Origin of the sequence: Escherichia sp. MOD1-EC6300 (genome assembly GCF_002965045.1) — a bacterium.
Lineage (GTDB): Bacteria > Pseudomonadota > Gammaproteobacteria > Enterobacterales > Enterobacteriaceae > Escherichia > Escherichia coli_F.
The window spans coordinates 161,431-184,398 of sequence record NZ_PTRH01000010.1; the positions used below are offsets into that span (position 1 = coordinate 161,431).

The 22,968-nt window shown below is 46.6% G+C and carries 24 protein-coding genes; 16 read left to right on the top strand and 8 right to left on the bottom strand.

Annotated features, from left to right (window positions below; genetic code table 11):
* Positions 1–114: 114 nt before the first annotated feature.
* Positions 115–1,074 (top strand): reverse transcriptase family protein, encoded by a 960-nt coding sequence (locus tag BGE37_RS16315; protein ID WP_105277666.1) that lies wholly within the window; start codon positions 115–117, stop codon positions 1,072–1,074.
* Positions 1,075–1,117: 43 nt separating this feature from the next.
* Here BGE37_RS16315 and slmA read toward each other — a convergent pair whose 3' ends face one another.
* The 3 genes from slmA to coaBC form a co-directional block, all read right to left on the bottom strand.
* On the bottom strand, positions 1,118–1,714 hold the full coding sequence (slmA, locus tag BGE37_RS16320) for a nucleoid occlusion factor SlmA (protein ID WP_000818601.1): 597 nt from the start codon (positions 1,712–1,714) through the stop codon (positions 1,118–1,120).
* Between the two features lie 106 nt (positions 1,715–1,820).
* Positions 1,821–2,279 (bottom strand): dUTP diphosphatase, encoded by a 459-nt coding sequence (gene dut / locus BGE37_RS16325; RefSeq protein WP_000976070.1) that lies wholly within the window; start codon positions 2,277–2,279, stop codon positions 1,821–1,823.
* The gene (gene coaBC / locus BGE37_RS16330; protein WP_032304055.1) at positions 2,257–3,477 is read right to left on the bottom strand and encodes a bifunctional phosphopantothenoylcysteine decarboxylase/phosphopantothenate--cysteine ligase CoaBC; all 1,221 of its coding nucleotides are present in this window, start codon (positions 3,475–3,477) and stop codon (positions 2,257–2,259) included. The genes dut and coaBC overlap by 23 nt, the downstream gene beginning before the upstream one ends.
* A 171-nt stretch (positions 3,478–3,648) precedes the next feature.
* On the opposite strand from coaBC, the gene radC reads away from it, so the two are divergent.
* From radC to mutM, 4 genes are all read left to right on the top strand, one after another.
* The gene (gene radC / locus BGE37_RS16335; protein WP_032185477.1) at positions 3,649–4,317 is read left to right on the top strand and encodes a RadC family protein; all 669 of its coding nucleotides are present in this window, start codon (positions 3,649–3,651) and stop codon (positions 4,315–4,317) included.
* A 216-nt stretch (positions 4,318–4,533) separates the two neighbouring features.
* Complete coding sequence (gene rpmB / locus BGE37_RS16340; RefSeq protein ID WP_000091955.1) at positions 4,534–4,770, top strand: 50S ribosomal protein L28; 237 nt, start codon at positions 4,534–4,536, stop codon at positions 4,768–4,770.
* Between the two features lie 20 nt (positions 4,771–4,790).
* Positions 4,791–4,958, top strand: coding sequence for a 50S ribosomal protein L33 (gene rpmG / locus BGE37_RS16345; protein ID WP_001051798.1), 168 nt, complete (start codon positions 4,791–4,793; stop codon positions 4,956–4,958).
* A 97-nt stretch (positions 4,959–5,055) separates the two neighbouring features.
* Positions 5,056–5,865: a bifunctional DNA-formamidopyrimidine glycosylase/DNA-(apurinic or apyrimidinic site) lyase gene (gene mutM / locus BGE37_RS16350; RefSeq protein ID WP_032185475.1), complete on the top strand. Its 810-nt coding sequence runs from the start codon at positions 5,056–5,058 to the stop codon at positions 5,863–5,865.
* A gap of 38 nt (positions 5,866–5,903) precedes the next feature.
* On the opposite strand, the gene coaD is transcribed toward mutM, so the two are convergent.
* Both coaD and waaA read right to left on the bottom strand, forming a co-directional pair.
* Positions 5,904–6,383, bottom strand: coding sequence for a pantetheine-phosphate adenylyltransferase (gene coaD / locus BGE37_RS16355; RefSeq protein WP_001171863.1), 480 nt, complete (start codon positions 6,381–6,383; stop codon positions 5,904–5,906).
* 7 nt (positions 6,384–6,390) lie between these two features.
* Positions 6,391–7,668, bottom strand: coding sequence for a lipid IV(A) 3-deoxy-D-manno-octulosonic acid transferase (gene waaA, locus BGE37_RS16360; RefSeq protein WP_000891553.1), 1,278 nt, complete (start codon positions 7,666–7,668; stop codon positions 6,391–6,393).
* Positions 7,669–8,080: 412 nt separating this feature from the next.
* Between waaA and rfaQ the strand changes: the two genes are divergently transcribed.
* The 9 genes from rfaQ (at position 8,081) to BGE37_RS16405 (ending at position 17,211) form a co-directional block, all read left to right on the top strand.
* Positions 8,081–9,139, top strand: coding sequence for a lipopolysaccharide core heptosyltransferase RfaQ (gene rfaQ / locus BGE37_RS16365; protein WP_072001011.1), 1,059 nt, complete (start codon positions 8,081–8,083; stop codon positions 9,137–9,139).
* Complete coding sequence (locus tag BGE37_RS16370; RefSeq protein WP_105288215.1) at positions 9,136–10,260, top strand: glycosyltransferase family 4 protein; 1,125 nt, start codon at positions 9,136–9,138, stop codon at positions 10,258–10,260. Before rfaQ ends, BGE37_RS16370 begins: the two co-directional genes overlap by 4 nt.
* Complete coding sequence (rfaP, locus tag BGE37_RS16375) at positions 10,253–11,050, top strand: lipopolysaccharide core heptose(I) kinase RfaP (RefSeq protein WP_001586431.1); 798 nt, start codon at positions 10,253–10,255, stop codon at positions 11,048–11,050. Before BGE37_RS16370 ends, rfaP begins: the two co-directional genes overlap by 8 nt.
* Positions 11,051–11,065: 15 nt before the next feature.
* Complete coding sequence (gene waaO / locus BGE37_RS16380; RefSeq protein WP_105288216.1) at positions 11,066–12,082, top strand: lipopolysaccharide 3-alpha-galactosyltransferase; 1,017 nt, start codon at positions 11,066–11,068, stop codon at positions 12,080–12,082.
* Positions 12,083–12,098: 16 nt separating this feature from the next.
* Complete coding sequence (locus BGE37_RS16385; RefSeq protein ID WP_105288217.1) at positions 12,099–13,094, top strand: glycosyltransferase family 8 protein; 996 nt, start codon at positions 12,099–12,101, stop codon at positions 13,092–13,094.
* Positions 13,095–13,103: 9 nt separating this feature from the next.
* Entirely contained in the window at positions 13,104–13,796 is a 693-nt protein-coding gene (rfaY, locus tag BGE37_RS16390; RefSeq protein WP_105288218.1) for a lipopolysaccharide core heptose(II) kinase RfaY, read from the top strand.
* A 25-nt stretch (positions 13,797–13,821) separates the two neighbouring features.
* On the top strand, positions 13,822–14,850 hold the full coding sequence (locus BGE37_RS16395; RefSeq protein WP_105288219.1) for a glycosyltransferase family 8 protein: 1,029 nt from the start codon (positions 13,822–13,824) through the stop codon (positions 14,848–14,850).
* Between the two features lie 78 nt (positions 14,851–14,928).
* The gene (locus BGE37_RS16400; protein WP_105288220.1) at positions 14,929–15,912 is read left to right on the top strand and encodes a glycosyltransferase family 2 protein; all 984 of its coding nucleotides are present in this window, start codon (positions 14,929–14,931) and stop codon (positions 15,910–15,912) included.
* Between the two features lie 45 nt (positions 15,913–15,957).
* A complete protein-coding gene (locus tag BGE37_RS16405) occupies positions 15,958–17,211 on the top strand; it encodes an O-antigen ligase family protein (protein WP_044720861.1) in 1,254 nt (417 codons plus the stop codon).
* Between the two features lie 69 nt (positions 17,212–17,280).
* On the opposite strand, the gene rfaC is transcribed toward BGE37_RS16405, so the two are convergent.
* From rfaC to rfaD, 3 genes are read right to left on the bottom strand one after another with little or no spacing between them, the layout of a single operon-like run.
* Positions 17,281–18,261 carry a lipopolysaccharide heptosyltransferase RfaC gene (rfaC, locus tag BGE37_RS16410; protein WP_105288221.1) on the bottom strand — a complete coding sequence of 327 codons (981 nt, stop codon included), beginning with the start codon at positions 18,259–18,261 and terminating at the stop codon, positions 17,281–17,283.
* Positions 18,262–18,264: 3 nt separating this feature from the next.
* Positions 18,265–19,311, bottom strand: a complete 1,047-nt coding sequence (gene rfaF / locus BGE37_RS16415) for an ADP-heptose--LPS heptosyltransferase RfaF (protein WP_000699228.1) — start codon at positions 19,309–19,311, stop codon at positions 18,265–18,267.
* 9 nt (positions 19,312–19,320) lie between these two features.
* A complete protein-coding gene (rfaD, locus tag BGE37_RS16420; RefSeq protein ID WP_000587750.1) occupies positions 19,321–20,253 on the bottom strand; it encodes an ADP-glyceromanno-heptose 6-epimerase in 933 nt (310 codons plus the stop codon).
* Positions 20,254–20,466: 213 nt separating this feature from the next.
* On the opposite strand from rfaD, the gene kbl reads away from it, so the two are divergent.
* A complete protein-coding gene (gene kbl, locus BGE37_RS16425; protein ID WP_001213834.1) occupies positions 20,467–21,663 on the top strand; it encodes a glycine C-acetyltransferase in 1,197 nt (398 codons plus the stop codon).
* 13 nt (positions 21,664–21,676) lie between these two features.
* Entirely contained in the window at positions 21,677–22,702 is a 1,026-nt protein-coding gene (gene tdh, locus BGE37_RS16430; RefSeq protein ID WP_000645982.1) for an L-threonine 3-dehydrogenase, read from the top strand.
* Positions 22,703–22,968: the final 266 nt, after the last annotated feature.

A 22,968-nucleotide genomic window follows, 5' to 3' on the forward strand; every position in this document is an offset into this window, starting at 1 on the left:
TACGCTTCGCGTACGTCGCGCTGACGCGCTCAGTACAGTTACGCGCCTTCGGGATGGTTTGATGGTATTGCTGCTGTTGGCGCCTCTTTTGGCCGCCGTGATGTGGAGAGTGGAATGGATGCTACCCGGATAACCCTTCTGGCGCTCGATTTGTTCGGCTCGCCGGGCTGGAGCGCCGATAAAGAAATACAGCGGCTGTATGCGCTCAGTAATCATGCCGGACGCCATTACCGACGCATTATTCTTTCTAAACGCCACGGTGGTCAGCGGCTGGTGTTAGCCCCTGATTACTTGCTCAAAACCGTACAGCGCAACATTCTTAAGAACGTCCTTTCACAATTTCCACTTTCCTCTTTTGCTACCGCCTACCGACAGGGTCGCCCAATCGTCAGCAACGCGCAGCCTCACTGCCAACAGCCGCAGATCCTTAAACTCGATATCGAAAACTTTTTCGATAGCATTAGCTGGCTACAGGTCTGGCGTGTGTTTAGCCAGACCCAGTTGCCACGCAATGTGGTAACCATGCTGACCTGGCTTTGTTGCTATAACGACGCGTTACCGCAGGGGGCGCCAACTTCGCCTGCCATTTCCAATCTTGTGATGCGCCGTTTTGATGAGTGCATAGGGGAATGGTGTCAGGCTCGGGGAATTACCTACACCCGCTACTGCGATGACATGACCTTTTCTGGTCACTTCAATGCCCGCCAGGTTAAAAATAAAGTATGCGGATTGTTAGCGGAGCTGGGCCTGAGCCTCAATCAACGCAAAAGCTGCCTGATAGCTGCCTGTAAGCGCCAGCAGGTAACCGGGATTGTTGTTAATCACAAGCCACAGCTTGCCCGTGAAGCGCGCCGGGCGCTGCGTCAGGAAGTACATTTGTGCCAAAAATATGGCGTTATTTCGCATCTTAGTCATCGTGGTGAACTTGATCCTTCTGGCGATCTCCACGCACAGGCAACGGCGTATCTTTATGCTTTGCAGGGAAGAATAAACTGGTTATTGCAAATCAATCCTGAGGATGAGGCCTTTAAACAGGCGAGGGTGAGTGTAAAGCGAATGCTGGTGGCATGGTAAGAAAAGCGTCAGGCAGACGTTTCTGCCTGAACGTTTGGGAGAATTACTGCAACTGCGCAGCAATTAGCGGCCAGCGGGCGTCAAAGTCATCCGTCGGGCGGTATTTAAACTCGCTGCGGACAAAGCGTGACAGCATACCTTCACAGAAGGCCAGGATCTGGCTTGCCAGCAGGGTTTCGTCGGTGGTGTAACCTTCACCCTCACGCATTCTCTTTTCACGCAATACCTGACGCAACTGCGCTTCAATACGCTCGAATAGCTGGTTGATGCGCCCTTGCAGGCGATCCTGTTCAAACATTAGTGCATGACCAGTGAGGATGCGGGTCAGGCCAGGATTACGCTCACCAAAACCGAGAAGCAGCAACACAATCAGACGCAGGCGCGCTGTGGTGTCTTTCTCATCTTTCAGAATCAGATTGATGCGAGTAATCAGGCTATCTTCGATAAACTCAATCAGGCTATCGAACATGCGGGTCTTACTGGGGAAGTGGCGATACAGTGCCGCTTCGGAAACGCCGACAGAGGCGGCCAGTTTTGCCGTCGTGATACGTTGGCTTCCATCGCTGGATTCCAGCATCAGCGCCAGAGACTGAAGTATTTCCTCGCGACGGTTCCTTTTCGCAGTTTGTTTTTCTGCCATGTTACAAAATACCCCTGAAAATAAGCACTTGCCAGGCGGCACCCACGCTATGACCGCAAACGAAATGTTTGCGGCTATGTTATGACGTTATTCGGATGCGTATGTGTTACTGACGACCAGAGTGACCAAAGCCGCCTTCACCGCGGTCGGTGGCGTCGAAATCTTCCACCAGATTAAATTCAGCCTGTACTACCGGAACAAAAATCATCTGGGCGATGCGTTCGCCAGGTTGAATGGTGAAGCTGTCCTGACCACGGTTCCACACGGAAATCATCAACTGGCCCTGATAGTCAGAATCGATCAATCCTACCAGGTTACCAAGCACGATACCGTGCTTATGTCCCAATCCGGAGCGCGGCAGCATCATTGCCGCCAGTGAAGGATCGGCAATATGAATCGCCAGCCCGGTCGGAACCAGCGTAGTGTCACCCGGAGCCAGTTCTACGGCGTCGTCGAGACAGGCACGCAGGTCAAGTCCGGCAGAGCCAGAGGTGGCATAAGTCGGGAGCGGAAATTCCTTCCCAACGCGCGGGTCCAGAATCTTAACGTCGATTTTTTTCATCATAACGGGTCACGATCTCGTCGAGTAATAATTGGCCAAGGAGCTCTTTGCGCTCAAGCGGTAAGACTTTATCTCCGTCCTGCCAGAAAAGGTGTAATGCGTTGTTGTCGCTGTTAAATCCTTGAGTTGGCTGGGAAACATCGTTCGCGCAGATCAGATCAAGGTTTTTACGGATACGTTTTTGCCGGGCGTATTCTTCCACATTATTTGTTTCGGCGGCAAATCCAACGACGTAGGGTCGATGGTCTTTTAGTGCGGCAACACCAGCGACGATATCGGGGTTTTTAACCATTTTTATTGTTAATTCATCACCCTGCGTGGCCTGCTTTTTGATTTTCTCTGGGGCTACGGTAGCTGCGCGATAATCCGCCACGGCGGCGCAACCGATAAAAATATTTTGCTGCTGTACAGAAGCATTCACGGCCGCTTCCATTTCCAGCGCAGTCATCACATCAACACGTTTAACAAACGGTGGCGTCGGTAGTGAAACCGGACCTGATACCAGCGTGACGTTCGCGCCACGACGGGCAGCGGCGGCGGCGATAGCAAAACCCATCTTGCCTGAGCTGTGATTAGAGATATAACGCACCGGATCGAGCGGTTCACGCGTCGGGCCGGCGGTAATCATAATGTTCAGATGTTTCAGGTCGTTGACGGGCGAAAAATGTGCTACCGCCATATCAACAATGGTTAACGGATCGAGCATTCGCCCAGGGCCGATATCACCACAAGCCTGACTGCCGCTATCTGGCCCCCAGATGAGCAAACCACGCGAGGCAAGCAGCTCTAAATTATGCTGCGTGGCAGCTGCACGGTACATCTGCTGGTTCATGGCGGGCAGCACGGCTACAGGCGCAGGTGTAGCCAGGCAAATCGTCGATACCAGGTCATTCGCCATTCCGGCAGCAACACGGGCAATCAAATCTGCCGTGGCAGGGGCGAGAATCACTAAATCAGCCCATTTACCCAGCTCAATATGGCCCATAGCGGCTTCGGCTGCCGGGTCAAGCAGACTGTCGGAAACGGGATACCCCGAAACTGCCTGCAAGCTAAGTGGGGTAATAAAGGCTTTTGCCGCTTCGGTCATGGCTACGCGGACGTCGGCCCCGCGATCGCGCAAACGACGCGCCAGTTCAGGGGTTTTATAGGCAGCAATACCGCCGCTGACGCCGAGAACGATTTTTTTACCGGCCAGGCTCATGATGATTTTTCCTGTTGGGTGACACCAGAAGTTGGCGATTTTATCACAATACTTTTGTTGTCGTGCCTTCACCTGAAAATCACTTTGCGAGGCGCTTTCCAGGATTGAAAACTGACCGTCGATTTAACGGAACGGCTATGACAGGATGCGAGCACCACAAAGGAGGTGAAGGTGAAAAACAATGCACAGCTGTTGATGCCGCGCGAAAAAATGCTGAAGTTTGGCATTGGTGCGTTAACGGATGTTGAGCTGCTGGCGCTATTTCTGCGTACCGGAACGCGCGGTAAAGATGTATTAACCCTGGCAAAAGAGATGCTGGAGAATTTCGGCTCTCTTTATGGCTTGTTAACCTCTGAATATGAACAATTTAGCGGTGTTCATGGAATTGGTGTGGCGAAGTTCGCTCAGTTAAAGGGGATTGCTGAACTGGCGCGGCGTTACTACAACGTGCGGATGCGTGAAGAAAGCCCTTTACTCAGCCCGGAGATGACGAGGGAATTTTTACAAAGCCAGCTCACGGGCGAGGAGCGGGAGATCTTTATGGTGATCTTTCTCGACTCCCAACACAGGGTTATAACGCATAGCCGTCTTTTTTCCGGCACGCTAAACCATGTTGAAGTCCATCCTCGGGAAATTATCCGCGAAGCGATAAAAATAAACGCCTCGGCGCTGATCCTTGCACATAATCACCCTTCGGGTTGTGCTGAACCCAGTAAAGCGGATAAACTCATTACCGAACGGATAATAAAAAGTTGTCAGTTCATGGATTTACGCGTGCTCGACCATATCGTGATTGGGCGTGGAGAGTATGTTTCTTTTGCCGAACGCGGCTGGATTTAACCCGCTATGCGCGATCCTTCGGGATCTTTGTCTGTTCGGGACTTGAGCACATCGCTGAGTCAGCGTATACTACGCCACCTTTGAGAATCTCGGGTTTGGCATTTGGGCCTGGCAATCGAGAGTTCACATAGAACTGCGATGACCGGGCTGTAAAGCCTGACGAGGCGCCAATACCCCATACGAAGCTCGAGCTAATTTGATTTTTGGAGAATAGACATGTCCCGAGTCTGCCAAGTTACTGGCAAGCGTCCGGTGACCGGTAACAACCGTTCCCACGCACTGAACGCGACTAAACGCCGTTTCCTGCCGAACCTGCACTCTCACCGTTTCTGGGTTGAGAGCGAGAAGCGTTTTGTCACCCTGCGCGTATCTGCTAAAGGTATGCGTGTAATCGATAAAAAAGGCATCGATACAGTTCTGGCTGAACTGCGTGCCCGTGGCGAAAAGTACTAAGTACTTAGAGGAAATAAATCATGGCTAAAGGTATTCGTGAGAAAATCAAGCTGGTTTCTTCTGCTGGTACTGGTCACTTCTATACCACTACGAAGAACAAACGTACTAAGCCGGAAAAACTGGAACTGAAAAAATTCGATCCAGTTGTTCGCCAGCACGTGATCTACAAAGAAGCGAAAATCAAATAATTCTCGCTTTGATGTAACGAAAAACCTCGCTCCGGCGGGGTTTTTTGTTATCTGCTTGCCCCCATATTGACTGCATCTGTTGATTCCTGGAGATGCTATGCCTGAATTACCCGAAGTTGAAACCAGCCGTCGCGGCATAGAACCGCATCTCGTTGGTGCAACCATTCTTCATGCGGTGGTGCGCAACGGACGCCTGCGCTGGCCGGTTTCAGAAGAGATTTATCGATTAAGTGATCAACCAGTGCTTAGCGTGCAGCGGCGGGCTAAATATCTGCTGCTGGAGCTGCCGGAGGGCTGGATTATCATTCATTTGGGGATGTCTGGCAGCCTGCGCATCCTTTCAGAAGAACTTCCTCCCGAAAAGCATGACCATGTTGATTTGGTGATGAGCAACGGCAAAGTACTGCGCTATACCGATCCTCGCCGCTTTGGTGCCTGGCTGTGGACCAAAGAGCTGGAAGGGCATAATGTGCTGGCCCACCTTGGACCGGAGCCGCTTAGCGACGATTTCAACGGTGAGTACCTGCATCAGAAGTGCGCGAAGAAAAAAACGGCGATTAAACCGTGGCTGATGGATAACAAGCTGGTGGTAGGGGTAGGGAATATCTATGCCAGCGAATCTCTGTTTGCGGCGGGGATCCATCCGGATCGGCTGGCGTCATCACTGTCACTGGCAGAGTGTGAATTGTTAGCTCGGGTGATTAAAGCGGTGTTGCTGCGTTCGATTGAGCAGGGCGGTACAACGCTGAAAGATTTTCTGCAAAGTGATGGTAAACCGGGCTATTTCGCTCAGGAATTGCAGGTTTACGGGCGAAAAGGCGAGCCGTGTCGAGTGTGCGGTACGCCGATTGTGGCGACGAAACATGCGCAGCGGGCAACGTTTTATTGTCGGCAGTGCCAGAAGTAATTGATGCGCGCCGGATGGCATACCATCCGGCATAAACGCTACGCTAATTTTGCCATCAATGCCTGATGGACATTCTCCGGCAGGAAATGGGTGACATCGCCCTGATGGCGCGCCACCTCTTTCACCAACGATGAAGAGATAAACGACCACTCTTTCGAAGGCATCAGAAACACACTTTCCAGTTCCGGCATTAAGTGGCGATTCATATGCGCCAGCTGCATTTCATATTCAAAATCCGCCACCGCACGCAGGCCACGAATCAACACCGTAGCGTGTTGATTACGGGCGAAGTTAGCCATCAAATCACTAAATCCGACCACTTCCACGTTTCCCAGATTCGCAGTTGCGTGCTGTGCCAACGCCACACGCTCTTCCAGAGTAAACATCGGTTTTTTACTGGGGCTGGCGGCAATCGCCAGAATAACGTGATCGAACATTTGCGTGGCGCGCGTCACGATATCGATATGACCATTGGTAATGGGATCGAAAGTACCCGGATAAATCGCCCGTTTTTGCATAACAACCTCAATGCGTTTTCGGTGGCAGGTAAGGTTCCAGCAGTTGAAGCAGACGCTGTAGCGCGCCCTGGTTTTGATACAGCACTTCAACGGCATGACGGCCATAGAAACTACGGTAATCGGCGTCGGTGAGTAAAGAGGAAACCTCTTTTGCAAGCGTAGTGGCATCGGTGACGGTAATCAGCCCGCTTGCCTGTTCCAGCCGCGCGCAAATATCTTTAAAGTTAAAGGTATGCGGCCCCATCAATACCGGAATAGCGTGTGCGGCGGCTTCCAGTGGATTATGCCCACCACGTTCAACCAGTGAACCACCAACAAAGGCGAGATCGGCAATACCGTACAGCAACATCAACTCGCCCATCGTATCGCCAACCACAACCTGCGTGCTGGTGGAGGGGACTTCCCCTGAAGAGCGTGTGATATAGCTTAGTCCAGCCTGGCGGACAAGGTTAATCGCATCCGGGAAGCGTTCCGGGTGACGTGGTACCAGGATGAGCAATAAGTTCGGGAATTGCTGTAACAATGCCTGATGTGCGGCAATGACCACACTCTCTTCGCCTTCGTGAGTGCTGGTGGCAATCCATACCGGGCGATGAGGTGCCCACTGGCGGCGCAGCGTTACTGCTTTGGCAGCCAACTGCGGCGTGACAGAGATATCGAATTTCAGGCTACCAGTGATGGTCACCTGATTATTTTTTGCACCCAGCGCCACAAAACGTGCACCATCTTCTTCATTTTGGGCGGCAATCAGCGTAATTCGACGTAGCAAGCGACGGACGAATTTGCCCAGTTTGGCATAACCTGCGGCAGAGCGTGCAGAGAGTCGCGCGTTAGCGATCACCAGCGGAATTTTACGTTTATGTAGCGCCGCAATCAGGTTAGGCCATAGTTCGGTTTCCATAATCAACACCAGTTTAGGGTCGACTTTATTCAGGAAACGATTAAGCGCATCGGGCAGGTCGTACGGCAGATAAACGTGCTGAACATCCTTACCGAACGCAGATTGTACGCGTTCCGAACCGGTTGGCGTCATGGTGGTGACGGTAATCGGTAAATCAGGATAACGATGACGCAGCGCGCGCACCAATGGGATCGCCGCCAGCGTTTCACCAACGGAGACGGAGTGCAGCATAATGCCGCCTGGTTTTAGCGGATGGCGGTAAAAACCGTAACGTTCACCCCAGCGTTTTCGATAGGCCGGAGCCTTACGTCCGCGCACCCAGAGCCGTATCCAGATCAGCGGCTGAATAAGGTAGAGAAGGGCGGTGTAAAGCAATTCGAGCATAGTAAATAGCTGACTTATGGATGTGCTGGGGATTCTATGTATTTAGCTGTGGCTTTACCATTACTTTTCCCGTTTTTGACTTAAATAGCAATTTACCCGCCAATTCTTGCTGAACATCTATACTTTTTTTGTATTTTTATGCGATTCATTGATTTCCGCAGTACGTGCAGTAAGGAATCGCGGAGCAACAGTGAAAGAATATTGTTGCTAATGATTTTATTTGATTGATTTCTTTATTGAAAAACAACGATGTGCTTAAAAATCATTCGGATCGGATTGCCGCGAAAGAAGTGATACACTAGCGCGTCAATATCAGTACGGTATCAGTATTCAGGTAGCTGTTGAGCCTGGGGCGGTAGCGTGCTTTTTCTGCTTCACCTTAATCGGATAATCTCAACAAAAAGAGTTACTTGTGGATAAGCCATTTCGAAGAATTTTGCTCATTAAGATGCGTTTTCATGGGGATATGTTATTAACTACTCCCGTCATTAGTTCGCTGAAAAAAAATTACCCTGACGCAAAAATCGATGTGCTGCTTTATCAGGATACCATCCCGATTCTGTCTGAAAATCCAGAGATTAACGCGCTCTACGGCATAAAAAATAAAAAAGCAAAAGCCTCAGAAAAAATTTCCAACTTTTTTCATCTCATCAAGGTATTACGTGCCAATAAGTATGACCTTATCGTCAATCTTACCGATCAATGGATGGTTGCTATACTGGTTCGCTTATTAAATGCCCGTGTGAAAATTTCCCAGGATTATCATCATCGGCAGTCTGCTTTTTGGCGTAAAAGCTTCACCCATCTGGTGCCGTTGCAGGGTGGAAATGTGGTGGAAAGTAACTTATCCGTGCTGACGCCACTGGGTCTCGAATCGTTGGTGAAGCAGACAACCATGAGTTACCCGCCTGCAAGCTGGAAACGAATGCGTCGCGAACTTGATCACGCAGGTGTTGGACAAAATTATGTGGTTATCCAACCTACCGCGCGGCAAATCTTTAAATGCTGGGACAACGCCAAGTTTTCCGCTGTGATTGATGCCTTACATACACGTGGCTATGAAGTCGTTCTGACGTCCGGCCCGGATAAAGACGATCTGGCCTGCGTCAATGAAATTGCGCAGGGATGCCAGACGCCACCAGTAACGGCGTTGGCCGGAAAGGTAACCTTCCCGGAACTTGGTGCGTTAATCGATCATGCGCAGCTGTTTATTGGCGTTGATTCCGCACCGGCGCACATTGCCGCTGCAGTTAATACGCCGCTGATATCGCTGTTTGGTGCGACAGACCATATTTTCTGGCGTCCCTGGTCAAATAACATGATTCAATTCTGGGCTGGAGATTACCGGGAAATGCCAACACGCGATCAGCGTGACCGAAATGAGATGTATCTTTCGGTTATTCCGGCGGCAGATGTCATTGCAGCTGTCGATAAATTACTTCCCTCCTCCACGACAGGTACGTCGTTATGATCGTTGCTTTTTGTTTATATAAATATTTTCCCTTTGGCGGTTTGCAGCGCGATTTTATGCGTATTGCTCAGACAGTCGCTGCCCGAGGTCATCATGTTCGGGTTTATACCCAGTCGTGGGAAGGCGAATGCCCTGATGTATTTGAACTGATCAACGTGCCGGTTAAATCGCATACTAATCACGGGCGCAATGCGGAGTATTTTGCCTGGGTGCAAAAACATTTACGTGAACATCCCGTCGATAGAGTCGTTGGATTCAACAAAATGCCGGGGCTGGACGTTTATTATGCCGCTGATGTTTGTTATGCCGAGAAAGTGGCGCAGGAGAAAGGCTTTTTCTATCGCTTGACGTCACGTTATCGCCATTATGCCGCCTTTGAGCGGGCAACCTTTGAACAGGGCAAGCCGACACAGTTGCTGATGCTGACGGACAAGCAAATCGCCGATTTCCAGAAACATTATCAGACTGAAGCGGAGCGTTTTCATATTCTGCCACCGGGGATTTATCCTGATCGTAAATATAGCCAGCAGCCAGCCAATAGCCGTGAAATCTTCCGTAAGAAGAATGGAATAACCGAACAACAATATTTATTGTTGCAGGTCGGTTCAGACTTCACGCGTAAAGGTGTTGATCGTTCCATTGAAGCACTTGCTTCATTACCGGATTCGCTGCGCCACAACACATTGCTATATGTTGTTGGGCAGGATAAACCGCGAAAATTTGAGGCGCTGGCAGAAAAACGCGGCGTGCGCAGTAATGTTCACTTCTTCTCGGGGCGCAACGATGTCTCGGAATTAATGGCGGCGGCGGATTTATTACTGCATCCTGCCTACCAGGAAGCGGCGGGAATTGTGCTGCTGGAAGCGATTACTGCAGGATTACCGGTACTAACAACAGCCGTTTGTGGCTATGCGCGTTATATTGTTGACGCCAATTGCGGCGAGGCTATTGCTGAGCCATTCCGCCAGGAAACATTGAATGAGATTTTACGCAAAGCGTTAACGCAATCTTCATTGCGCCAGGCCTGGGCGGAAAATGCGCGACATTATGCTGATACACAAGATTTATACAGTCTGCCAGAGAAAGCAGCGGACATCATAACGGGTGGTCTGGATGGTTGAACTTAAAGAGCCGTTTGCCACGTTATGGCGCGGTAAAGATCCTTTTGAGGAAGTTAAAACCTTGCAGGGTGAGGTTTTTCGTGAACTGGAAACTCGCCGCACTCTGCGCTTTGAAATGGCGGGCAAAAGCTATTTTCTCAAATGGCATCGCGGCACGACCCTGAAAGAGATAATCAAAAATTTACTCTCATTGCGGATGCCAGTATTAGGCGCAGACCGCGAATGGAATGCGATTCATCGACTGCGGGATGTCGGCGTTGATACTATGTATGGGGTGGCATTCGGCGAAAAAGGCATTAATCCACTGACCAGAACCTCGTTTATTATAACCGAAGATCTGACACCAACCATCAGTCTGGAAGATTACTGTGCTGACTGGGCGACTAACCCTCCAGATGTTCGCGTAAAGCGTATGCTTATTAAGCGTGTCGCGATGATGGTGCGCGATATGCATGCTGCGGGCATTAACCACCGTGACTGTTATATCTGTCATTTCCTGCTGCACTTGCCTTTTTCCGGTAAGGAAGAGGAGTTAAAAATTTCAGTAATTGACCTGCACCGGGCGCAGCTTCGCACGCGCGTTCCACGTCGTTGGCGCGATAAAGATCTTATTGGGCTTTATTTTTCTTCGATGAATATTGGCCTGACTCAGCGGGATATCTGGCGGTTCATGAAGGTGTATTTTGCTGCCCCGCTTAAAGACATTCTCAAGCAGGAACAAGGGCTGCTGTCGCAAGCAGAAGCAAAAGCCACAAAAATCAGGGAAAGAACGATTCGAAAATCGTTGTAATTTCCGGAGAGAAATATGAGTGCCCACTATTTTAATCCACAAGAGATGATCAATAAGACAATCATCTTCGATGAAAGGCCAGAGGCGTCAGTGGCATCATCATTCCATGTTGCTTATGGCATTGATAAAAACTTTCTTTTTGGTTGTGGTGTTTCAATCACGTCAGTTTTGTTACATAACAACGACGTGAGTTTTGTCTTCCACGTTTTTATTGATGATATCCCTGACGCCGATATCCAGCGTTTATCCCAATTGGCGAAAAGCTATCATACCTGTATCCAGATCCATCTGGTAAATTGTGAACGGCTTAAGGTATTACCGACGACCAAAAATTGGTCTATTGCCATGTATTTCCGTTTTGTAATTGCAGATTACTTTATTGATCAACAAGATAAGATCCTGTACCTGGATGCTGATATCGCCTGTCAGGGAACCTTAAAACCGCTGATAACAATGGATCTTGCCAATAACGTTGCTGCTGTTGTTACTGAACGCGATGCTAACTGGTGGTCGTTACGGGCTCAAAGTCTGCAGTGTAATGAACTTGAAAAGGGTTACTTTAATTCAGGTGTCCTGTTAATTAATACACTAGCGTGGGCGCAGGAGTCCGTTTCTGCTAAAGCGATGTCGATGCTTGCTGATAAAGCCGTCGTTTCCCGTTTAACCTATATGGATCAAGATATACTAAATCTTATCCTGTTAGGGAAAGTTAAATTCATTGATGCTAAATACAATACGCAATTTAGTTTAAATTATGAATTAAAAAAATCATTTATTTGTCCAATTAATGATGAAACCGTATTAATTCATTATGTCGGCCCGACAAAACCCTGGCATTACTGGGCCGGTTATCCAAGCGCGCAGCCATTTATCAAAGCCAAAGAAGCATCGCCATGGAAAAATGAACCGTTAATGCGGCCAATTAACTCAAATTATGCTCGTTATTGCGCTAAGCATAATTTTAAACAAAATAAACCAATTAACGGGATAATGAATTATATTTATTATTTTTATTTAAAGATAATAAAATGACATTGAGAAAAGTTAAATGAATGAATTTATAAAAGAACGGTTTTCGTATTTAGCAGATAATAAAAAAGAAAACGTCCCAGAGCTAAATGTTTCCTACGGTATCGATAAGAATTTTTTGTATGGTGCTGGCGTTTCAATTTCTTCCGTTTTGATTAATAATTCAGATATTAATTTTGTCTTTCATGTTTTCACTGATTATGTGGATGATGATTATTTAAAGTCATTTAATGAAACAGCAAAACAATTTAATACCTCAATTATTGTATATTTAATTGACCCAAAATACTTTGCTGATCTACCGACGTCACAGTTTTGGTCGTACGCGACATACTTCAGGGTATTGTCCTTTGAATATCTGAGTGAAAGTATTTCCACACTGCTGTATCTGGATGCCGATGTCGTTTGTAAAGGAAGTCTGAAACCTCTCACAAAAATTATATTTAAAGATGAGTTTGCTGCGGTTATTCCTGACAATGATAGTACTCAGGCGGCATGTGCAAAACGTCTTAACATTCCCGAAATGAATGGACGTTATTTCAATGCAGGCGTTATCTATGTCAATCTTAAAAAATGGCATGAAGCAAATTTGACACCGTATTTACTCAAACTTTTACGAGGGGAAACTAAATATGGCTCTCTTAAATATTTAGATCAGGATGCGTTGAATATCGCATTTAATATGAATAATATCTACCTTGCGAAGGATTTTGATACTATTTATACCCTGAAAAACGAACTTTATGATCGTAGTCATCGAAAGTATCAGCAAACCATTACCGATAAAACAGTGTTGATTCACTATACAGGGATAACTAAACCATGGCATAGCTGGGCTGGATATCCGTCTGCATCATACTTTAATATCGCGCGTGAACAATCTCCCTGGAAGAAATATCCTCTTAAAGAGGCGCGGACTGTTGCAGAAATGCAGAAACAATATAAGCATCTGTTTGCCCATGGTGAGTATATAAAAGGCATAACTTCATTAATTAAGTACAAGCTTAAGAAATAAATTACTCTTATGATTACAAGTATACGTTATCGCGGCTTCTCATTTTATTACAAAGATAATGATAATAAATATAAAGAAATCTTTGATGAAATACTGGCCTATAATTTTAAAACAGTAAAAGTATTACGTAATATTGATGATACCAAAGTATCGTTGATTGATACGAAATATGGTCGCTATGTTTTTAAAGTCTTTGCTCCGAAAACGAAAAGGAATGAACGTTTTTTAAAATCTTTTGTAAAAGGTGACTACTATCAGAATTTGATCGTTGAAACCGATCGTGTCAGAAGTGCAGGTCTTACTTTTCCTAATGATTTTTATTTTCTGGCTGAGCGTAAAATTTTCAACTATGCCAGTGTTTTTATCATGCTTATCGAGTATGTCGAGGGCGTAGAGCTCAATGATATGCCGATTATTCCAGAAAATGTTAAAGCAGAAATTAAGGTTTCAATGGAAAAATTGCATGCCTTAAATATGCTATCGGGCGACCCACACCGGGGTAACTTTATCGTTAGTAAAGATGGTGTCAGGATAATTGACCTATCCGGTAAAAGCTGTACGGCAGAGCGTAAAGCTCGTGATCGTCTGGCCATGGAACGTCACCTGGGTATTGCCAACGAAATAAAAGATTATGGCTACTATTCAGTAATCTACAGAACCAAACTACGCAAATTTATTAAAAAATTAAAAGGCAAAGCGTAAACCACACAGTCAAAACGGAACCAACATGGATTTATTAGCTGAGAGTATTACTGAAGTCGCTGTCTCTGGGGAAATTGCTAACACCGATCGTGTGTTAAATATCGCTTACGGTATTGACCGTAATTTTTTATTTGGTGCGGCAGTATCTATGCAATCAGTTGTTATGCATAACCCGGACCTTGCGGTTAAGTTTCATCTCTTTACCGACTACATTGATGAAGATTATCTACAACGTGTTAACGCTTTTACCAGCAAAAATGCTAACGTTGAAGTAAGAATTTATAAAGTCTCCAGTGCCTTTATTGATATCTTCCCCAGCCTGAAACAGTGGTCTTATGCAACATTCTTCCGTTTAGTTGCGTTCCAGTATCTGAGTGAAACTATTGAAAATCTGTTATATATCGATGCTGATGTCATCTGTAAAGGCTCATTAGCTGGATTGCTTGATATTAATTTTGACGGCGATAAGTTTGCAGCTGTTATTAAAGATGTGCCTTTTATGCAGGAAAAACCAGCGAAGCGTCTGGCTATAGAGGGACTTCCAGGGAATTATTTCAACGCTGGTGTAGTATATCTGCAGCTTGAAGCATGGTCGAAAAATGATTTTATGAACAAAGCCATTGCTATGCTGGCAAGTGACCCGCAGCACACGAAATATAAATGCCTTGATCAGGATATTTTAAATATTCTGTTCTTTGGTCATTGTATTTTTATTAGCGGCGATTATGATTGCTTTTATGGCATTGACTATGAGTTAAAAAATAAAAGCAATGAAGATTATAAAAAGACCATTACCGATGATACTAAGCTGATTCATTATGTTGGCGTAACGAAGCCCTGGAACGACTGGACAAATTATCCCTGCCAGAAGTATTTTAATGAGGCTTATCAGGCTTCTTGCTGGAATGATGTGGCGTTTATTCCAGCCACGAATGAAAAGCAGTATCAAGTGAAATACCAACATGCAAAGAAAAATGGTGATACGTTTAACGCTTTCATTTACTTCATTAAATTCAAATTAAATAAGTATAAAAGAAAACTATTTGGGCAATAAAAATCATGGATGTCTGAGTTACAATAATAATTAAGGATGAGTACTATCATATTTTATTAGTTCAGGCAAGAGAACACGATGAGCAATGATTACCCTTTAGTATCCATAATAATACCGACGTATAATTCATCTGATTACATTACTGAAACTCTAACGAAATTAGAAAAACAAACTTACCCAAATTTTGAAATTGTTATTGTTAATGATGGTTCTAAAGATAACACATCAAACGTTTTGAGAGAGTATGGGTTAACCCACTCGCAATTAATTATTATCAATAAAGAAAATGGCGGTGTTTCGTCTGCCAGGAATACAGGTATCCGCAAGGCGCAAGGACAGTTTATATGTTTTATGGATGATGATGATGAGATAGATCCTAACTATCTGCTGAAGATGTATTCCAGACAACATGAGACGGGAGGGGATGCGATTTATTGTGGGCTTTATGGCCATCATATAAAAAATGGTGTTACTTACTCACCTATAAATACAGAGTTTAATGAAGGGTCTTTACTTTTCGACTTTTTTTATAAAAAGGTCAGATTCCATATAGGGTGCTTGTTTATAAGAAAACAACTCCTGGAAGATAATAATCTTTTTTTTGATGAAGATTTACGACTAGGAGAAGATCTGGATTTTATCTATCGACTGCTAATTACATGCGATATGTATGCGGTTCCATATTATATGTATAAGCATAACTATAGAGAAAATTCCTTAATGAACTCATGTAGAACCATCACTCATTATCGACATGAGTCATTTGCGCACGAAAGAATCTACTCTTCTGTGATGCAGTTATACAAAGGTAACCGGAAAGAAGAAATTCATACATTATTGAGTAAAAATAGAACTTATCATAAAACTCGTTATTTATGGAATGTTCTACTTAATGGCGATTTTGAATTATTAAATCAATTAGTTGAAAGCAATGAAAAAGAATTGAAAGATTGTAATCTTCTTGGCAAGAGAGATAAGAGGCGAGCAAAAATATTAGCATCAAAAAACTATATTCTCTGGAGGATGGTAAGACTGGTAAATAGAAAAAAGAATAAACGTTAGGTCTTCCATTAAATAACCCATCCTCGTAGCATAGGTTGAAATTATATGTCGTTTTGTTGGAATGAAATTAACTCTGGTGTCAAGTCTTTAACTCTCATATTATGTATGTTGTCTTTAATGACTTTGTCTTTGTGGGATGATGTTGCAACAAAGTTTCTTCATGCAGCTGGAATTATATCTGCATTATATTTTCTAGCGACACCAAAAAAAACAATAACTAATAATCCTACGTTGTTAATTTTCATCTCATTATGTCTTTTGGGTATCGTTAATATCATCTGGTATTCACATTATAAAGTTTCAGGCTCGGTTTATACCAATGCATATCGTGGCCCAATGGAAACTGGAAAAATTGCCTTGTGTAGTGCTTTTATTTTCTTAGTTCTTTTTGCTAAAGATGAGATGAGAACCAAAATAAAATTTGGGAAACTAATTCTGTTCGCATCCCTGGCAACGCAGTTACTTTTTTTTGCGCATGCCATGTGGCAACATTTCTATTTAAACGTCGACCGTGTTGCATTATCAGCTTCCCACGCTACAACAGCAGGCTACATCATCCTTTTCCCTTCTTTACTGGCATCAATTCTCATTTTAAAATCCGACTTTAGACATAAAACAACATTATATACAATTAACTTCATGCTTAGCTTATGTGCTGTTATAGTAACTGAAACGCGTGCAGCCATATTAGTGTTTCCATTCTTTGCGTTACTATTAATCGTAATGGATAGTTATATTAATAAGCGAATTAATTATAAGTTATATTGTTTTATTGCGATTGCATTATTAGCAGGTGTATTTTCTTTTAAAGATACATTACTTACGAGAATGAATGACTTAAATAGGGATTTAGTTAATTATTCGCATGATAACACCAGAACTTCAGTCGGTGCCCGTCTGGCAATGTATGAAGTTGGTTTAAAAACATATTCTCCAATAGGACAATCACTGGAAAAACGCGCGGAAAAAATACATGAACTAGAAGAGAAAGAGCCTAGATTAAGTGGCGCTTTACCCTTTGTAGATTCTCATTTGCATAACGATCTCATAGATACGTTATCAACGCGTGGTATTCCTGGAGTAGTATTAACAATTTTAGCCTTTTCAGCAATATTCATATATGCCTTAAGAACTGCTAAAGAACCTTATATTTTAATCTTGCTTTTTTCACTACTGGTAGTAGGCCTAAGTGATGTAATACTCTTTTCTAAACCGGTTCCGACTGCTGTGTTTGTCACCATAATATTGCTTTGTGCTTATTTTAAAGCACAATCGGACCAATGTTTATTAGATAAGTAATGAATATGTGAAATAAAATCAGCAAGGAAGCTGATTTTATTTCAAAATTATCTATTAAAGAGTTGTAATTTAAATCATGGCAGCTTTTTCAGCGTTTTCTTCAATGAATTGCTTAACAGCATTTGCTGTCAATTGAGACAACTCATTCCCCGGTGCCCTACATACCATCTGATTCTTCCCATACCCGCCAATTAATCCCGGATCGGTTGGCCCATAAACCGTGATATTCGGTCGATCCAGTGCTGCAGTTAAATGGCTTAATCCTGTATCGACTGACACAACAAATTTAGCCCCCGCCAGCACACAAGCAACGCCTTCCAGACTCATCTTCGGCAATACTTCAACATAAGCAAATCCTTCCGCCAGTCTTTTTGCCCGCTCTTCTTCATGCGGCGCGCCCCACGGAAGTTTAATGCGAATCCCTGAATCTGCCAGTAAACCAATCAACTCTCGCCAGTGTGCTTCCGGCCAGTGTTTATCATCACGGGTTGTTGCATGAAGAAATACGGCATATTCGCCAGCATCTGTTGGCAGGTTCGTCAGGAAATGCTGCGCAATAGCATAATCGCCCTGAGTCTGCGGTTTGCTATAGCCCAGACTTTTGGCAAACAGTTCGCGGGTGCGTTCTACGGCGTGCTGCTGTTTTGCAATATGATGTTTACGATTGTAAAACAGGCTGGCTAAAGGTTCGCGTGCGGTTTGCCAGTCCATTCCATGCTTTACGCCATGCGCCAGACGCGTAACTAGTGCCGCGCTTTTTACCAGCCCCTGAGCGTCGATAACTGCGTCATAGTTCTCTGCTTGTAGCGCTTCACGAAACGCTTTGCGTTCAGCTTTTATGGGGGCCGAGAACCAGGCTTTACGCCAGCGACGTATTGCCACAGGAATAACTCGCTCAACGGCGGCGTGCCAGGAAGGAATTTGTGCGAACCCTTCTTCCACCACCCAGTCAAACTTAATCCCCGGGATTGCCTGCTGGGCATCAGTGAGTGCGGGCAACGTATGGAGAACATCGCCCATCGACGATGTTTTAACGATCAAAACCCGCATCCGTCAGGCTTCCTCTTGTAACAATAGCGCGTTGAGTTCTTCCAGTACGCGCTGGGGAGTAATGTCGATCAAGCTCTGGTGATAACCCTCCGCAGCATCACCTTTACGCACTTTGTGATAGCCGGTAATCAGGCGGATCACGCGCGCTTTATGGGATAGTGGCGGTGTGAAGTCCGGGCTACTCGGACCATACAGGGCAACCAAAGGACGATTGAGCGCCGCCGCAACGTGCATCAGGCCAGAATCGTTAGTGACAATGGCTTTACAGGCTGCAATCAGGATAACCGCTTGATCAAGCTGTGTTTCCCCCGCCAGGTTCCGGCACCATGCCTGCTGCTCGGTATTCAAAGCGGCAAGAATCTCATTGCCCGCTTCATGATCTTTCGCCGAGCCAAACAGAACCACCTGATAACCTTCATCAATCAGCTGCTTTGCCAGCTCAGCATAGTGGTAGTGTGGCCAGCGTTTTGCCGGACCAAACTCCGCCCCCGGGCAAAAGCCAATCATCGGACGTTCTGATGAGAGCGAAAATTGATTACAGGTATATGATTTTTCACCTTCGCTCACCTGCAACTGCGGCCATAACAATGGCTGCGGCAGATCTTGTGCGGTACGCATAATGCCTTTGTCATAGGCCAGCGCGACATAGCGTTCCACCATTAGCGGCCAGGCTTCTTTATCGAGCACGCGTACATCGTTAAGTAAACCGTAGCGCATCTCGCCGCGCCAGCCGGTGCGATGAGGAATACCCGCGAAGAAAGGCACTAATGCGGACTTGAAGGAGTTGGGTAAGACGTAGGCGCGGTCGTAGCGCTTTTCACGCAGACTATGACCCAGTTTGCGGCGTTCGCCGATTTCCAGCGCTCCGTGACCGAGAGGCATAGGGATAGCTTCGTTAACTTCCGGCATCCGCGATAACAATGGACGGCACCATGCCGGTGCCATCACGTCGATTATCGCCTGGGGATAGCGCGCCTGGAGCGTGCGATAGAGACTTTGCGACATCATCATGTCGCCAACCCAAGACGGGCCGATCACCAGTATTTTCATGCAGAGCTCTTATGCGTCGCGATTCAGCCAGGCCATGTATTCCGTTACACCTTCAGCAACGGTTTTGAACGGTTTGTCGTAACCCGCCGCGCGCAGATTCGTCAGATCTGCCTGAGTGAACGCCTGATAGCGGCCTTTCAGTTTATCCGGGAACGGAATGTATTCGATCTGGCCTTTCTTGTGATAAGCAAGCGTAGCATCTGCTACTGCCTGGAAGGATTCTGCACGACCGGTGCCGAGGTTGAAGATGCCGGAAACGCCGTTTTCCAGGAACCACAGATTCACATCAGCCACGTCGCCCACATAGACGAAGTCACGTTTGAAGTTCTCGCTACCTTCGAACAGCTTCGGTGATTCACCGTTGTTAAGCTGAGTGTTGAGATGGAAAGCGACGCTCGCCATGCTGCCTTTATGGCCTTCACGCGGTCCATAAACGTTGAAATAGCGGAAGCCAACAATCTGCGAGTTCGCTTCTGGCAGGATTTGGCGAACATATTCATCAAACAGGAATTTTGAGTAACCGTAGACGTTCAACGGTTTTTCGTACTCGCGGGATTCAATAAAGTCGGAGGTGCGACCGCCGTAAGTGGCCGCGGAAGAAGCGTACAGGAACGGGATTTCGCGTTCCAGACAGTAGTGCAGCAGCTCTTTGGAGTATTGATAGTTGTTATCCATCATATACTTGCCATCCCACTCGGTGGTGGAAGAGCACGCGCCTTCGTGGAAAATCGCTTCGACATCGCCGAACTCTTCGCCAGCCATAATCTGGATCAGGAAGTCTTCCTTATCCATATAGTCCGCGATATCCAGATCCACCAGGTTCACAAACTTGGTGCCGTCTTTCAGGTTGTCCACCACCAGAATATCGGTGATGCCTTTGTCATTCAGGGCTTTAACGATGTTGCTGCCGATAAAGCCCGCGCCGCCGGTAACGATGATCATAACTGTAACCTTCGAATTATGGAGTCAGAGACAATCTCAGACACGAATGCTTCTATCATATCACTACACGGCGTTGGCTTCAGCCATTCGCCAAAAGTGAGATTGATGGACGTTATTTATCCTGAATTTTGCAGAAGTGTTAACGCGTCATCTCGTCGCAACCTATAAGTTTGGGTAATATGTGCTGGAATTTGCCCTGTCTGGAGAATCGCAATGCGTGGAGAATTTTATCAGCAGTTAACCAACGATCTGGAAACCGCAAGGGCGGAAGGGTTGTTTAAAGAAGAGCGCATTATTACGTCTGCGCAACAAGCAGACATCACTGTGGCTGATGGAAGCCACGTCATTAACTTTTGTGCCAATAACTATCTCGGACTGGCGAATCATCCGGATCTGATTGCGGCGGCAAAGGCGGGAATGGATTCTCACGGTTTCGGCATGGCTTCAGTACGTTTTATCTGCGGCACTCAGGACAGCCATAAAGAGCTTGAACAAAAACTGGCGGCCTTCCTGGGGATGGAAGATGCGATTCTCTACTCTTCCTGCTTTGATGCTAACGGTGGCCTGTTCGAAACGCTGTTGGGCGCGGAAGACGCCATTATCTCCGACGCACTGAACCACGCGTCTATTATTGATGGTGTGCGTCTGTGCAAAGCTAAACGCTATCGTTATGCCAACAACGATATGCAGGAGCTGGAAGCACGTCTGAAAGAAGCGCGTGAAGCCGGTGCGCGTCATGTGCTGATTGCCACCGATGGTGTGTTCTCGATGGACGGCGTGATTGCCAACCTGAAAGGTGTTTGCGATCTGGCAGATAAATACGATGCCCTGGTGATGGTAGACGACTCCCACGCCGTTGGTTTTGTCGGTGAAAATGGTCGTGGTTCCCATGAATACTGCGATGTGATGGGCCGGGTCGATATTATCACCGGCACGCTCGGTAAAGCGCTGGGCGGGGCGTCTGGTGGTTATACCGCGGCGCGCAAAGAAGTGGTTGAGTGGCTGCGCCAGCGTTCTCGTCCGTACCTGTTCTCCAACTCGTTGGCACCGGCCATTGTTGCCGCTTCCATCAAAGTGTTGGAGATGGTTGAAGCGGGTAGCGAGCTGCGTGACCGTCTGTGGGCGAACGCGCGTCAGTTCCGTGAGCAAATGTCGGCGGCGGGCTTTACCCTGGCGGGTGCCGATCACGCCATTATTCCGGTCATGCTTGGCGATGCTGTAGTGGCGCAAAAATTTGCACGTGAACTGCAAAAAGAGGGCATTTACGTCACCGGTTTCTTCTATCCGGTCGTTCCGAAAGGTCAGGCGCGTATTCGTACCCAGATGTCTGCGGCGCATACCCCTGAGCAAATTACGCGTGCGGTAGAAGCGTTCACGCGTATTGGTAAACAACTGGGCGTAATCGCCTGAGTGAGGATGTGAGATGAAAGCGTTATCCAAACTGAAAGCGGAAGAGGGCATCTGGATGACCGACGTTCCTGAACCGGAACTCGGACATAACGATCTGCTGATTAAAATCCGTAAAACAGCCATCTGCGGGACTGACGTTCACATCTATAACTGGGATGAGTGGTCGCAAAAAACCATCCCAGTACCGATGGTTGTAGGCCATGAATATGTCGGTGAGGTGGTTGGCATCGGTCAGGAAGTGAAAGGCTTCAAGATCGGCGATCGCGTTTCTGGCGAAGGCCATATCACTTGTGGTCATTGCCGCAACTGTCGTGGTGGCCGTACCCATTTGTGCCGCAACACGATAGGCGTTGGTGTTAATCGCCCGGGCTGCTTCGCCGAATATCTGGTGATTCCGGCGTTCAACGCTTTCAAAATCCCCGACAATATCTCCGATGATCTGGCTTCCATTTTTGATCCCTTCGGTAACGCCGTGCATACCGCGCTGTCGTTTGATCTGGTGGGCGAGGATGTGCTGGTCTCTGGTGCAGGCCCGATTGGTATTATGGCGGCGGCGGTGGCGAAACACGTTGGTGCACGTAACGTGGTGATCACGGATGTTAATGAATACCGCCTTGAGTTGGCGCGTAAAATGGGTATCACCCGTGCGGTTAACGTCGCTAAAGAGAACCTCAATGATGTGATGGCAGAGTTAGGCATGACCGAAGGCTTTGATGTCGGTCTGGAAATGTCCGGTGCGCCGCCAGCGTTTCGTACCATGCTCGACACCATGAACCACGGCGGTCGCATTGCGATGCTGGGTATTCCACCGTCTGATATGTCTATCGACTGGACCAAAGTGATCTTTAAAGGCTTGTTCATTAAAGGTATTTACGGTCGTGAGATGTTTGAAACCTGGTACAAGATGGCGGCGCTGATTCAGTCTGGCCTCGATCTCTCGCCGATCATTACCCATCGTTTCTCTATCGATGATTTCCAGAAGGGCTTTGACGCTATGCGTTCGGGCCAGTCCGGGAAAGTTATTCTGAGCTGGGATTAATACGAACAAGGGCTGGAATACCAGCCCTTGAAGCTGATGGCAAACACAAAATTGCCTGATGCGCTACGCTTATCATGCCTACGCGGTTCCTGCAAAATATTAAATCTGCACAATTTGGTAGGCCGGATAAGGCGTTTACGCCGCATCCGGCATAAACAAAGCGCACTTGGTCTACAATCTGAAAATCCAAAATACCAGCCCTTTTATCTGAGGATAATCCGTTAAATATGTAAAATCCTGTCAGTGTAATAAAGAGTTCGTAATTG